This is a genomic window from Kitasatospora nipponensis (genome assembly GCF_039528135.1).
Taxonomy (GTDB): domain Bacteria; phylum Actinomycetota; class Actinomycetes; order Streptomycetales; family Streptomycetaceae; genus Kitasatospora; species Kitasatospora nipponensis.
Genome location: NZ_BAAALF010000096.1, coordinates 18,795 through 30,803, shown reverse-complemented (window position 1 = coordinate 30,803; position 12,009 = coordinate 18,795). Strand labels below are relative to the sequence as shown.

Sequence of the window (12,009 nt, the reverse complement as noted above, 5' to 3'; positions counted from 1 at the left end):
TCCCGGCCGCCCTGGCCGGGCTGGGCGGCGCCCTGCTGCGGCCCGCCAACGCCGCCGGCCCCGGCCGCTACCTGGTCGGCGGCGGCGCGCACCCGGGCGGCGGGCTGGCCCGGGCGGGGATGTCGGCCGCGGTGACGGCGGGCCTGATCGGGCCCGCCTGACCGGGTCCGGCTACTGCCAGACCTCGGGCTGCTGCTGCTGGTGCTGCGGCTGCTGCGGTTGCTGGTAGTACTCGTAGCCCTGCTGGGGCTGCTGGTAGGGCTGCTGCTGCCCGTAGTCCTGCTGCTGTTGCTGTTGCTGCTGCCACTGCTGCGGATCGACGTACGGCACGTACGGCTGCTGTTGCTGCTGCTGCCCGTAGTCCTGGTAGCCCTGCGGGTAGCCGTAGTCGGGCTGCGGCTCCTGGTAGGGGTCCTGGTAGGGCTGCTGCTGCCACGGCTCGGCGAACTGGTAGCCGGGCTGGGCCTGCTGCTGCTCCTGGTAGGGCTGTTGCTGCTGGTACACCGTCTCGTAGACGCCGTAGTCACCCTCGGCCGGATCGAGCGTCTGCGCCGGCTCGGTCCGCTCGGGCTGCCCGGGCTGCTCGGCCGGCTGCGTCGTCGGCGACTCGGCCACCTCGATCGGTCCGACCTCGCCGACCAGCTGCGCCGCCGGAGCCGCCGGCGCCACCGCCGCCGCTCCCCCGGTGGCCGCGCTGAGCAGCGGCACCCTGGCCAGTGGCCCCGGCAGCGAGCCGTCCGCCGCGCGCAGCGACCAGCCGGCCGCGTAGCCGCGCTTGACCGAGAGCGTCACCAGCACCTGACCCAGGGCGAAGACCGCCGCGCCCAGGCCGATCACCGCCACCGAGCGCATCGCCATCCCGGCCACCACCAGCACGAATCCGCCGAGCGCGGCCCCGCGCCAGTGCAGCGGCGCGCGGTTCTGCAGCAGCAGCTCGGCGATCAGCCAGAGCGCGACCGCGGCGAGGGCCGCGTCCAACACCAGCATCCCGATGCTCATCGGCGTTCCTCCACCACAGCCCGGCGCAAGGCGCGCGTGTGCGGCGACTGTACCTGTTCGACCGCCGGCGCCCCACATCCGTACGGGGGCGGATCAACCCCGGTGCAGCCCGAGGTTCTGGTAGATCTGCAGCGTGGCGGTGGATCCGTTCAGCGTGATGAAGTGCAGCCCCGGCGCCCCCTCGGCGAGCAGTTGCTCGGACATCGCGGTGGCGTGTTCGATGCCCACCTCGCGCAGCGCCGCCGGGTCGTCGGCCACCGCCCGCAGCCGGGCGTCGAACGCGGCGGGGAAGGCCGAGCCGCTCAGCTGGGGGAAGCGCTCCAGCTGCTTGGCGTTGGTGACCGGCATGATCTCCGGGATGATCGGCGTCTCACAGCCGGCCGCCGCCACCTTGTCCCGCAGCCGCAGGTAATCCTCGACCTCGAAGAACATCTGGGTGATCGCGTAGTCGGCGCCGGCCCGGATCTTGGCGACGAAGTGCCGGATGTCCTCGTCCCAGTTCGCCGAGCGCGGGTGCATCTGCGGGAAGGCGGCCACGCCCACGCAGAAGTCGCCGATCCCCTTGATCAGCTCGACCAGCTCGTAGGCGTAGCTGACGCCCTGCGGGTGGCGCACCCACTCGCCCATCGGGTCACCGGGCGGGTCGCCGCGCACCGCCAGCACGTTGCGCACGCCCTGGTCGGCGTACTGGCCGATGATGTTGCGCAGCTCGGCGATCGAGTGGTCCACCGCGGTCAGGTGGGCGACCGGCGTCAGGGTGGTCTCGGTGGCGATCCGGCCGACCATGTTGACGGTGCGCCCGCGCGAGGAGCCGCCCGCGCCGTAGGTCATGCAGACGAAGTTCGGGTTGAGCGCCTCGAGCCGGCGGATCGCGTCCCAGAGCCGGTGCTCCGCGGCCTCGCTGCGCGGTGGCATGAACTCGAAGGAGTAGGAGCGCTTCCCGGCCGCCAGGAGGTCGCGGACCGTGAGCGCGCGGTCGGTTCTGGTGGAGGGAACGCCGAGTGCCATGGTCGCAGGTTAACCGCCGGGGTGGGGGGCCGGGCATCGCAAGTCCATGCATTGAGACAGAATGTCCACCAGATGAGGCAGTGGCGATCGCCGGGGGGCTTCGGGGCCAGCGGGTCGCGCCGGGCTCGGCCGACCGCGGCCCGGCTGCCCGGTTAGTCTGATCACCAACCCAGCCGAACTCCGGAGAGCACCAGTGACCTCGCCCAGCCACTCCCCCGTCCTGCCGCTCGACGTGGAGTCGGTCCGCGCCCGCGTCGACGCGGCGCTCGTGGAGTTCATGGTCGGCCAGCACGGGCGGCTCAGCGCCATCTCCCCGGACCTGGTGGCGGCCGCCGACGCGCTGCGCGACTTCCTGCTGGACGGCGGCAAGCGGCTGCGGCCGGCCTTCTGCTACTGGGGCTGGCGCGGCGCCGGCGGCGCGCCGGACAGCGCGGGCATCGCCCAGGCGGCCGCGGCCCTGGAACTGCTGCAGGCCAGCGCCCTGGTGCACGACGACCTGATGGACCGCAGCGACACCCGGCGCGGCCTGCCCTCGATGCACCGCCGCTTCGAGGCGCTGCACCGCGCCAACGGCTGGCGCGGCGACCGGGAGCAGTACGGCGCGGCCGCCGCCCTGCTCCTGGGCGACCTGCTGCTGATCTGGTGCGACGAGCTGTTCGTGCGCTGCGGACTGGACCCGGCGGCGGTGCTCGCCGCCAAGCCGGTCTTCGACCTGATGCGCACCGAGGTGATGGCCGGCCAGTACCTGGACGTCCTGGAGCCGGTGGCCGGCGACTCCACCGACGAGCTGGCGCTGGTGCGCGCGCAGACCGTGCTGCACTACAAGTCGGCGAAGTACACCATCGAGCGCCCGCTGCAGGTCGGCGCCAGGCTGGCCGGTGCGAGCGAGGAACTGGTCGCCGCGTACGGGGAGTTCGGGCTGCCGCTGGGCGAGGCCTTCCAGCTGCGGGACGACCTGCTCGGGGTCTTCGGCGACCCCGCGGTCACCGGCAAGCCCGCCGGGGACGACCTGCGCGAGGGCAAGCGCACCCTGCTGGTCGCGCTCGCGCTGCGCGCGCTGCCCACCGCCGACGCCCAGCGGCTCGACCGGCGGCTCGGCGCCCCGGGGCTGGAGCCCGCGGAGATCGCCGAGCTGGGCGCCCTGGTGGCGGGCAGCGGCGCCGCCGACCGGGTCGAGGAGCGGATCGACCACCTGATGCACCGCTCGCTGGCCGCCCTGGACGCGGCCCCGCTGGCCGACGAGGCCGCCCGGGAGACGCTGCTCGCGGTCGCCGTGGCCGCCGCCGTCCGCCGCTACTGACCACCGCTGCCGGCCACCCGCGGGCGTCGGCGCGCGGTGCCGCTCAGAGCGCGGCGCGCACCCGGCGGGACAGCTCGGCGGCGGCGGCCCCCGGGGCCTTCGCCGCGGTGATCGCCCGGACCACCACCACCCGGCGCGCACCGGCGGCCAGCACCTCGTCCAGGTTGCCCAGGTCGATCCCGCCGATCGCGAACCACGGGCGCTCGCTCGCGCGGCCGGCCGCGTACTCCACCAGGCCCAGGCCCGGCGCGAAGCGGCCCGGCTTGGTCGGGGTGGGCCAGAGGGGACCGGTGCAGAAGTAGTCCACGCCCGGCTCCTCGATCGCCGTGGCGACCTCGGACTCGGCGTGGCACGAGCGCCCGATCAGCACCTCGTCGCCCAGGATCGCCCGGGCCGCGGGGACCGGCAGGTCGTCCTGGCCCAGGTGCAGCACCTGGGGGCGCGCGGCGTGCGCGACGTCGGCCCGGTCGTTGACCGCGAAGAGCTTGCCGTGCCGGGCCGCGGCCTCGGCGAAGACCTCCAGGTACGCCAGCTCCTGCCTGGCCTCCAGCCCCTTGTCGCGCAGCTGGACGATGTCCACCCCGCCCGCCAGCACGGCGTCCAGGAACTGCGGCAGGTCGCCCTGCTCGCGGCGGGCGTCGGTGCACAGGTAGAGCCGGGCGTCGGCCAGCTGGGCCCGGCGCTCGGCGGCGGTGGTCACAGCGACATCGCCTGGGCGCGCCGCTTCACCTCGGTGCCGCGGTTCTCGCGCAGCGCCTGGATCGGGCTGCCCGGCAGCGAGGGGTCCTCGGTGAAGAGCCACTCGAGGATCTCCTCGTCGCTGAAGCGGCCGTCGCGCAGCACCGTCAGCGTGCCGGCCAGGTGCTTGACCAGGCCGTCGTCCTCGATGAAGGCGGCCGGCACCTGGAGCGACCGGTTGGGACCGCGGCGCACCGCGATCAGCTGGTGGTCCTTGACCATCTGGCGGACCTCGGTGACCAACACCCCCCAGCGCTCGGAGATGTCGGGCAGGTAGACCCAGTCGCGGACCAGGGATTCGATCTTCGTTTCCGTCTCACTCACGGCACCAGCCTGCCACCTCGCGGGCCCGCCGCGCACCACACGACCCCCGCGACCCGCCTGCGGGCACCCGGCGGGCACCGCTCAGAGCGCGCTCTTCAGCGCCACCGCCGGGTCCGCGGCCCGCCCCGGATCCAGCACCACGCCCTGGTCGATCAGCCGGCGGGCCTGCGCCAGGTCGCGCGGCCGGTCCACCGTCAGCGCGGCCACCAGCACGCCCTCGCCGCGCAGCCACAGCGCCGTCCAGGCCGGCTCCCGCGGCGACCCGCGCCACACCAGCCGGTCGCCCCCCGCGTGCCGTCCCGCGTACTGGACCATCCGCCCGAACTGCTGCGACCAGAAGTACGGCACCGGGTCGTAGCCGCCCCCCGTGCCCAGCAGCGAGGCGGCGGCCGCCCGGCCCGAGTGCAGCGCGTGGTCCCAGTGCTGGACGGTGACCCGCTCGCCGAACCGGGCCGAGGGGTAGCTGACGCAGTCGCCCGCCGCCAGCACGCCCGGCAGCGAGGTGCGCAGCGCGGCGTCGACCAGCACCGCGCCGCTCGCCTCCAGCGCGACACCGCTGCCGGCCAGCCACCCGGTGTCGGGACGGGCGCCGATCCCCACCAGCACCTCGTCGGCGGGCACCCGCCCGCCGTCCGCCAGCAGCACCCCGTCCGGCTCGACGGCGGCCACCGCCGTCCCCAGCCGCAGCTCCACCCCGGCCTCGGCGTACCAGCGCTCCATCGGCGCGGTCAGCTCCGCCGGCAGCGCGCCGGCGAGCGGGGCGCCGGCCGCCTCCAGCACGGTGACCTCGCAGCCGAGCAGGCGGGCCGCGCTCGCGCACTCGGCGCCGATCCAGCCCGCGCCGACCTGCACCAGCCGGGCGGTGGGGCCCAGCGCGTCGCGCAGCGCCAGCGCGTCGTGGACGGTGCGCAGCACCCGCTCCCCCGCGGCGCCCGGCAGCCGGATCGGCGCGGCCCCGGTGGCCAGCACCAGGTGCTCGTGGGGCAGCGGGCCGGCGTCGGTGTGCAGCACGCCGGGCTCCAGCGGGGTGGCCCGCCGGCCGGTCAGCAGCTCCACCCCGAGCTGCTCGAAGTCCAGGTCGAAGGCGGTGTGCTCCAGCTTGCCGAGCAGCACGTCCTTGGAGAGCGGCGGCCGGTCGTAGGGCCGGTGCGGCTCGGCGCCGACCAGGCTCACCGGCCCCCGCCAGCCCCCCTCCCGCAGCGCCACCGCACACTGCACCCCCGCCATGCCGGCGCCGACCACGACCACCCGATCCGTGCTGCTCAGCTCTGCCACCTGGTCAGACTAGCGAGCCGGGCCGGCGGGCGAGCGGGATCCCAGGAGCTGGTCGGGCCTGCTGGCCGGCGGCGCCGCGGCGTTATGGTGGGGTCGTCCTCACGGGAGCCCGGCGCACCGGGCTGAGAGGCGGGCTGCGGCGGCCTGCGACCGTCCGAACCTGATCCGGGTCATTCCGGCGAAGGGAGAACCGTTCCCTTGTCACGCTTCAAGGACGGCGCCTCGGCCGACGTGCTGGTGATCGGCGGCGGTGTCATCGGGCTGGCCACCGCCTGGCGGGCGGCCCAGCGCGGGCTGTCGGTGCGGGTGGTCGACCCGCACCCCGGCGGCGGCGCGGCGCAGGTGGCGGCCGGCATGCTGGCCCCGGTCACCGAGCTGCAGTACGGCGAGGAGCCGCTGCTGCGCCTGGGGATGGCCTCCAACGCCCGCTACGCCTCCTTCGCGGCCGAACTGGAGGAGGCCGCCGGCCGCTCGACCGGCTACCGGGCCACCGGCACCCTGGCGGTGGCCCTGGACTCCGACGACCGCGCCGAACTCGGCGACCTGCACGCCTTCCACCAGCGACTCGGACTGGACTCCAGCTGGCTGACCGGCCGCGAGTGCCGCCGTCTGGAGCCGATGCTCGCCCCGGGGGTGCGCGGCGGGCTGCACGTGGCGGACGACCACCAGGTGGACGGCCGCCGGCTCACCGCCGCGCTGCTGGTCGCCTGCGAGCGGGCCGGGGTGGCCCTGCACCGGGAGGAGGCCGCCGAGCTGCGGGTCACCGGCGAGGCGGGCGGCGCGGTCCGGGCCACCGGGGTCGTGCTGACCGGCGGCGACCTGCTCACCGCCGGACAGCTGGTGCTGGCGGCCGGCTGCCGCAGTCACCTGCTGCCCGGCCTGCCCGCGGGCGTGCTGCCCGCGATCCGCCCGGTCAAGGGCCAGATCCTGCGGCTGCGGATCCCGCCCGCCTACGCGCCCTTCCTCGCGCGCAACCTGCGCGCGGTGGTCCGCGGCCAGCACCTCTACCTGGTGCCGCGCGCGGACGGCGAGCTGGTGGTCGGCGCGACCAGCGAGGAACAGGGTTACGACACCACGGTCACCGCCGGCGGCGTCTACGAACTCCTTCGCGACGCACACGAGTTGCTGCCGGGGATCACCGAACTTCCGCTGGTGGAGACCGGTGCGGGCCTGCGCCCGGGCTCGCCCGACAACGCGCCGCTGCTGGGCCCCACCGCACTGCCCGGCCTGGTGGCCGCCACCGGCCACTACCGCAACGGGGTGCTGCTCACCCCGGTCACCGCCGACCTGCTCGCCGAGTACCTGGCCACCGGCCGGGTCCCCGAGTTGGCCGCCCCCTTCTCCCCCGAGCGCTTCGCCCCGGCGGGCGCGCGGGACCACACGCACACCACCGGTACGACGAACGCCGCGGCCACCGCCGCCAGGAGCCAGCCATGAGCCCGATCCCCCTGACCGTCAACGGCGAGCCGCGCGAGGTGGCGGACCGTCTCACCCTGGCCGACCTGGTCGCCGAGCTCAGCTCGGCGAACTCGGGCGTGGCCGCGGCACTCAACGAGGCCGTGGTGCCGCGCGGCAGCTGGCCGCGCACCGAACTGACCGCGGGCGACCGGGTCGAGATCCTCACCGCCGTGCAGGGGGGCTGAGCGCCGTGGCCGACGACCTGCTGACGATCGGCGACACCACCTTCGGCTCCCGGCTGATCATGGGCACCGGCGGTGCGCCCAGCCTGGACGTGCTGGAGCAGGCGCTGCGCGTGTCGGGCACCGAGCTGACCACGGTGGCGATGCGCCGGGTGAAGGCCGACACCCAGGGCTCGGTGCTGGACGTGCTGGTCCGCAACGGGATCCGGGTGCTGCCCAACACCGCGGGCTGCTTCACCGCCGGCGAGGCCGTGCTGACCGCGCGCCTGGCCCGCGAGGCGCTGGGCACCGACTGGGTGAAGCTGGAGGTGATCGCCGACGAGCGGACCCTGCTGCCCGACCCGGTCGAGACCCTGGAGGCCGCCGAGACGCTGGTCGACGACGGTTTCACGGTGCTCCCCTACACCAACGACGACCCGGTGCTGGCCCGCCGGCTGGAGGACGTCGGCTGCGCGGCCGTCATGCCGCTGGGCTCGCCGATCGGTTCGGGCCTGGGCATCCGCAACCCGCACAACTTCCAGCTGATCGTGGAGAGCGCGCGGGTCCCGGTGATCCTGGACGCCGGCGCCGGCACCGCCTCGGACGTGGCGCTGGCCATGGAGTTGGGCTGCTCGGCGGTGATGCTGGCCTCGGCCGTCACCCGGGCCCAGCAGCCGGTGCTGATGGCCGACGCGATGCGTCGCGCCGCCGAGGCGGGCCGGCTCGCGTACCGGGCCGGGCGCATCCCGCGCCGCTTCCACGCCGAGGCCTCCTCGGCGATGGCCGGCCGCGCGGACCTGGACCACCGGGAGCGGCCCGCCTTCTGACGGTCCGTGCCGGGTCTCCCGTGCCGAACCATGACATGAGGGTCACCCAACCGTGCTCCGGCCACCCCTACACTCCTCTGGTGGACACGACGTTGAACGACCCGCTGCTGGGGACGCTGCTGGACGGCCGCTACCGGGTCGAGCAGCGCATCGCCGTGGGCGGCATGGCCACGGTCTACCGGGGCACCGACACCCGGCTCGACCGGGTGCTCGCGCTCAAGGTGATGCATCCCGCGCTGGCCGGCGACGCCGGGTTCACCGACCGGTTCATCCGGGAGGCGAAGGCCGTCGCCCGGCTCTCGCACGCCAACGTGGTCAACGTCTTCGACCAGGGCGCGGACCGCGGTGTGGTCTTCCTCGCCATGGAGTACGTGCCGGGCCGGACCCTGCGCGACGTGCTGCGCGACCGCGGCGCGCTCTCGGTGCGTGCCGCGCTGGACGTCCTGGAGCCGGTGCTGGCCGCGCTCGGCGCGGCCCACCGGGCCGGCCTGGTGCACCGCGACGTCAAGCCCGAGAACGTGCTGATCACCGACGGCGGCCTGGTCAAGGTGACCGACTTCGGCCTGGTCCGGCTGCTGTCCGACGCCGACTCGGCGGTGACCAGCACCACCACGCCCGGCCTGATCATGGGCACCGTCTCGTACCTGGCGCCCGAGCAGATCCAGCCGGCCGGCGGCACCGACCAGCGGGTGGACGTCTACGCCGCCGGCATCATGCTGTACGAGCTGCTGACCGGCGCCAAGCCGTACGTCGGCGACAACCCGCTGCAGGTGATCTACCGTCACCTGCACGAGGACATGCCCGCGCCCTCCGCGGCCGTCCCGAACCTCGCTCCGGAACTGGACGCGATAGTCGCCGCGGCCACCGCCCGCGATCCGCAGTACCGCCCGTGGGACGCGGTCGAGCTGCTGGCCACCCTGCAGCGGGTGCGCCGGGGCCTGACGCCCGCTCAGCTGGACGCCGAGCCGCCGGCCTCCACCCGGCAGACCCCGCGGTTCGCCACCAACGAGGCCACCTCGGTACTGCCGGGCGCGCAGCCGGACGCCGCGCCCCCGGCCGGCGGGCCGGCGAACTCCGGGCCGCCGAGCGGCGTGGTGGAGCGCACCAGCGTGCTGGCGAGCCCGCTGGAGCCGACCGCCCCGCTGGGCCCGGACAGCACGCTCAACCTCCGCAAGCCGGCCGGCGGCCCGAACGCGCCGGCACTGCCCCCGCCCGGTCTGGTGACCCAGCCGCGGCCCTACCACGAGCCGCCGGCGCGCAGCCGCCAGGCCCGCACCACCTCCCGGCGCTCGCGCCGCGCGCTGGTCTGGGGCTCGGTGCTGGGCGCGGTGCTGCTGGTGGTCGCGGTGGCCAGCTACTTCCTGTCCGGCGCGGTCTACGCGACGGTGCCCAGCGTGCTGGGCCAGAGCCAGGCGCAGGCGGTGAGCACCTTGAACGGCTCCGGGCTGCAGGGCAACTTCGTCCAGGGCTTCAGCGAGACGGTCCCGGCCGGTCAGGTGATCAGCACGGACCCCGGGGTGGGCCAGCGGGTGCGCAAGAGCGACGGGGTGAAGGTGACCCTCTCCAAGGGCCCCGAGCGGATCGCGGTGCCCGACCTCGCCGGCCGGCCGCTGGACCAGGCCAGGCAGCAGCTCACCACGGCCCGACTGACCCCCGGCACCACCAGCGAGGACTTCAGCCCGACCGTGCCGCAGGGCTCGGTGATCTCCAGCAGCCCGGCCGCCGGCCAGCAGCTGGCCGTGAACGCGCCGGTCTCGCTGGTGGTCAGCAAGGGCGCGGCGCCGATCGCCGTGCCGGACACCACCGGCCAGCCGGTCGCCCAGGCCCAGAGCACACTGACCGGGGCCGGCTTCAAGACGGCGCTCGCCACCGACCAGGCGTTCTCCGACACCGTGCCGTCCGGCTCGGTGGCCTCCCAGGACGTCAACGGCACCGCCACCCCGGGCAGCACCGTCACGCTGACCCTCTCTAAGGGCCCGCAGCCGGTGCCGGTGCCGAACGTGACCGGGCTGAACGAGTCCGACGCCACCAAGGCGCTGACCGCCGCCGGCTTCAAGGTGAAGAGCACCGGGCTGAACTTCTTCGGCCTGAGCAACGTCTCCCAGCAGACCCCGACCGCCGGCACCCTCACGCCCAAGGGCTCGACGGTCACCATCAAGTTCTAGCGGTCACGGCCGCGCGGGGAGGCGGGGGCGGGCGGCGTCAGCGCAGCGGGCCGTCGCCCGGCTCCTCCTGGTAGGAGTAGCGCTGCTCGCTCCACGGGTCGGCGCGGTTGTGGTAGCCGCGCTCCTCCCAGAAGCCGCGCCGGTCGGCCCGCATGTACTCCACCGCGCGCACCCACTTGGGGCCCTTCCAGGCGTAGAGCTGCGGCACGACCAGCCGCAGCGGGAACCCGTGCTCCAGGGTCAGCGGCTCGCCGTTGCGGTGGGTGGCGAAGAGCGTACGCGGGTCGGCGAAGTCGGCCAGGCGCAGGTTGGCGCTGTAGCCGTACTCGGCCCAGACCATCACGTGGCTGACCTCGGGCGCGGGCGGGACCAGGTCGAGGACGGTGGCGCCCGACACGCCGCTCCACTCGCTGTCGAGCATCGAGAAGCGGGTCACGCAGTGCAGGTCGGCCTGGACCGTGGTGCGCGGCAGCGCGTGCAGGCCGGCGTGGTCCCAGCTCTGCTTCTCGGCCGAGGCGGTCGCCCCGAACACCTGGAAGTCCCAGGTCAGCGGCTTGAAGCGGGGCACCGGGCCGTAGTGCAGGACGGGCCAGCCGCGCTGCAGCCGCTGGCCGGGCGGGAGCCTGGGGTCAGCGGGCGGCGTTCGTTCTTGTTCGGACTGACCCATGACTCCATGGTGACAGACGGCGGGCGATCCTCGGCGCACGCCCCTTGTCGCCTCCGCACGCCCCCACCAGCCGGATGAATCGCCCGAAAAGCATCCGATCGGACACATACCAGAGTGAGTGTGAACTTACTGGAAATATCACCCATAGCGGTGCCACCATGCGTCCAACCGGTTCCAGCCGGCCCCATCCGCACGGCAGGAAGGCACGCCATGAAGGGCGACCCCGAGGTCATCGAGTTCCTCAACGAGCAGCTCACCGCCGAGCTGACCGCGATCAACCAGTACTTCCTGCACGCGAAGATGCAGGAGAACTTCGGCTGGACCAAGCTCGCCAAGTACACCCGGCACGAGTCCTTCGACGAGATGAAGCACGCCGAGGTCCTCACCGACCGGATCCTCTTCCTGGACGGCCTGCCCAACTACCAGCGGCTCTTCCACGTCCGGATCGGCCAGACGGTCAAGGAGATGTTCGAGGCGGACCGCCAGGTCGAGGTCGAGGCGATCGACCGGCTGCGGCGCGGCATCGTGGTGATGCGGGCCAAGAACGACGTCACCTCGGCCAACATCTTCGAGTCCATCCTGGCCGACGAGGAACACCACATCGACTACCTCGACACCCAGCTCGAACTGGTCGAGAAGCTGGGCGAGGCGCTCTACATCGCGCAGCTGATCGAGCAGCCCGAGGGCTCCTGACCCGCTCAGGCGCTGCGGCGCGCCGGGTCCGCGTCCGGCACCAGCGCGAGCACCGGCTGGGCCGCCAGGGGCAGGTTGTCCTCACGGTTGGCGTCCGGCTCGGCGAGGCCGAGCTTGGCGGCCAGCCGCGCGGTCGGGCACGGGCGCGCGCCGTGTTCCCCCAGCAGCGCCTGGATGCGGCGCACGCAGGATCCGCAGTCGGTGCCGGCCTTGCAGCCCTGGGCTATCCGGCGCGGGGAGTCGGCGCCCGCGTCGATCGCGCGCCGGACCTGGTCCTCGGTGACCGCATGGCACATGCACACGTACATCGCGGTCTCTCCCGGTCCTCGGAGGGGCGCACGGCGCCCCGCGGTCTGGCCCTGCCTTGCCAGCTAAGCCTTACCTTACCCGGCAA

Annotated in this window: 13 protein-coding genes and 1 riboswitch; of the genes, 6 read left to right on the top strand and 7 right to left on the bottom strand. The window is 74.3% G+C overall.

From position 1 onward, the window contains the following. Positions 1-171: 171 nt before the first annotated feature. Both ABD323_RS24155 and metF read right to left on the bottom strand, forming a co-directional pair. On the bottom strand, positions 172-999 hold the full coding sequence (locus ABD323_RS24155) for a hypothetical protein (protein ID WP_344444016.1): 828 nt from the start codon (positions 997-999) through the stop codon (positions 172-174). Positions 1,000-1,092: 93 nt separating this feature from the next. Beyond that, positions 1,093-2,007, bottom strand: coding sequence for a methylenetetrahydrofolate reductase [NAD(P)H] (metF, locus tag ABD323_RS24150; RefSeq protein WP_344444015.1), 915 nt, complete (start codon positions 2,005-2,007; stop codon positions 1,093-1,095). Positions 2,008-2,200: 193 nt separating this feature from the next. Between metF and ABD323_RS24145 the strand changes: the two genes are divergently transcribed. Beyond that, a complete protein-coding gene (locus ABD323_RS24145; RefSeq protein WP_344444014.1) occupies positions 2,201-3,307 on the top strand; it encodes a polyprenyl synthetase family protein in 1,107 nt (368 codons plus the stop codon). Between the two features lie 43 nt (positions 3,308-3,350). On the opposite strand, the gene thiE is transcribed toward ABD323_RS24145, so the two are convergent. The 3 genes from thiE to ABD323_RS24130 all read right to left on the bottom strand — a co-directional run bounded on the left by thiE (position 3,351) and on the right by ABD323_RS24130 (position 5,644). After that, positions 3,351-4,007 (bottom strand): thiamine phosphate synthase, encoded by a 657-nt coding sequence (gene thiE, locus ABD323_RS24140; RefSeq protein ID WP_344444013.1) that lies wholly within the window; start codon positions 4,005-4,007, stop codon positions 3,351-3,353. Beyond that, positions 4,004-4,369: an Rv2175c family DNA-binding protein gene (locus ABD323_RS24135; RefSeq protein WP_344444012.1), complete on the bottom strand. Its 366-nt coding sequence runs from the start codon at positions 4,367-4,369 to the stop codon at positions 4,004-4,006. Before ABD323_RS24135 ends, thiE begins: the two co-directional genes overlap by 4 nt. A gap of 81 nt (positions 4,370-4,450) precedes the next feature. Next, complete coding sequence (locus ABD323_RS24130) at positions 4,451-5,644, bottom strand: NAD(P)/FAD-dependent oxidoreductase (protein ID WP_344444011.1); 1,194 nt, start codon at positions 5,642-5,644, stop codon at positions 4,451-4,453. A 91-nt stretch (positions 5,645-5,735) separates the two neighbouring features. Next, positions 5,736-5,848, top strand: a riboswitch (TPP riboswitch). On the opposite strand from ABD323_RS24130, the gene thiO reads away from it, so the two are divergent. The 4 genes from thiO (at position 5,843) to pknB (ending at position 10,255) form a co-directional block, all read left to right on the top strand. Further along, complete coding sequence (thiO, locus tag ABD323_RS24125; RefSeq protein WP_344444010.1) at positions 5,843-7,081, top strand: glycine oxidase ThiO; 1,239 nt, start codon at positions 5,843-5,845, stop codon at positions 7,079-7,081. It overlaps the preceding riboswitch by 6 nt. Next, positions 7,078-7,287, top strand: a complete 210-nt coding sequence (gene thiS / locus ABD323_RS24120) for a sulfur carrier protein ThiS (protein WP_344444009.1) — start codon at positions 7,078-7,080, stop codon at positions 7,285-7,287. The genes thiO and thiS overlap by 4 nt, the downstream gene beginning before the upstream one ends. Positions 7,288-7,292: 5 nt before the next feature. Beyond that, positions 7,293-8,090: a thiazole synthase gene (locus tag ABD323_RS24115; RefSeq protein ID WP_344444008.1), complete on the top strand. Its 798-nt coding sequence runs from the start codon at positions 7,293-7,295 to the stop codon at positions 8,088-8,090. Between the two features lie 80 nt (positions 8,091-8,170). Beyond that, positions 8,171-10,255, top strand: a complete 2,085-nt coding sequence (gene pknB / locus ABD323_RS24110; RefSeq protein ID WP_344444007.1) for a Stk1 family PASTA domain-containing Ser/Thr kinase — start codon at positions 8,171-8,173, stop codon at positions 10,253-10,255. Positions 10,256-10,292: 37 nt separating this feature from the next. Here the strand turns inward: pknB and ABD323_RS24105 are convergent, their stop codons facing one another. Further along, positions 10,293-10,922: a sulfite oxidase-like oxidoreductase gene (locus ABD323_RS24105; protein WP_344444005.1), complete on the bottom strand. Its 630-nt coding sequence runs from the start codon at positions 10,920-10,922 to the stop codon at positions 10,293-10,295. A 210-nt stretch (positions 10,923-11,132) separates the two neighbouring features. Between ABD323_RS24105 and bfr the strand changes: the two genes are divergently transcribed. Continuing rightward, complete coding sequence (gene bfr / locus ABD323_RS24100; protein WP_344444004.1) at positions 11,133-11,615, top strand: bacterioferritin; 483 nt, start codon at positions 11,133-11,135, stop codon at positions 11,613-11,615. A gap of 5 nt (positions 11,616-11,620) precedes the next feature. On the opposite strand, the gene ABD323_RS24095 is transcribed toward bfr, so the two are convergent. After that, positions 11,621-11,923 (bottom strand): (2Fe-2S)-binding protein, encoded by a 303-nt coding sequence (locus ABD323_RS24095; protein ID WP_344444002.1) that lies wholly within the window; start codon positions 11,921-11,923, stop codon positions 11,621-11,623. Positions 11,924-12,009 lie beyond the last annotated feature (86 nt).

Bases quoted from the DNA above. Each gene is read 5' to 3' on its own strand.
- ABD323_RS24155 (WP_344444016.1), bottom strand. From the start codon at position 999: ATGAGCATCGGGATGCTGGTGTTGGACGCGGCCCTCGCCGCGGTCGCG.
- metF (WP_344444015.1), bottom strand. From the start codon at position 2,007: ATGGCACTCGGCGTTCCCTCCACCAGAACCGACCGCGCGCTCACGGTC.
- thiS (WP_344444009.1), top strand. From the start codon at position 7,078: ATGAGCCCGATCCCCCTGACCGTCAACGGCGAGCCGCGCGAGGTGGCG.
- ABD323_RS24105 (WP_344444005.1), bottom strand. From the start codon at position 10,922: ATGGGTCAGTCCGAACAAGAACGAACGCCGCCCGCTGACCCCAGGCTC.
- bfr (WP_344444004.1), top strand. From the start codon at position 11,133: ATGAAGGGCGACCCCGAGGTCATCGAGTTCCTCAACGAGCAGCTCACC.
- ABD323_RS24095 (WP_344444002.1), bottom strand. From the start codon at position 11,923: ATGTACGTGTGCATGTGCCATGCGGTCACCGAGGACCAGGTCCGGCGC.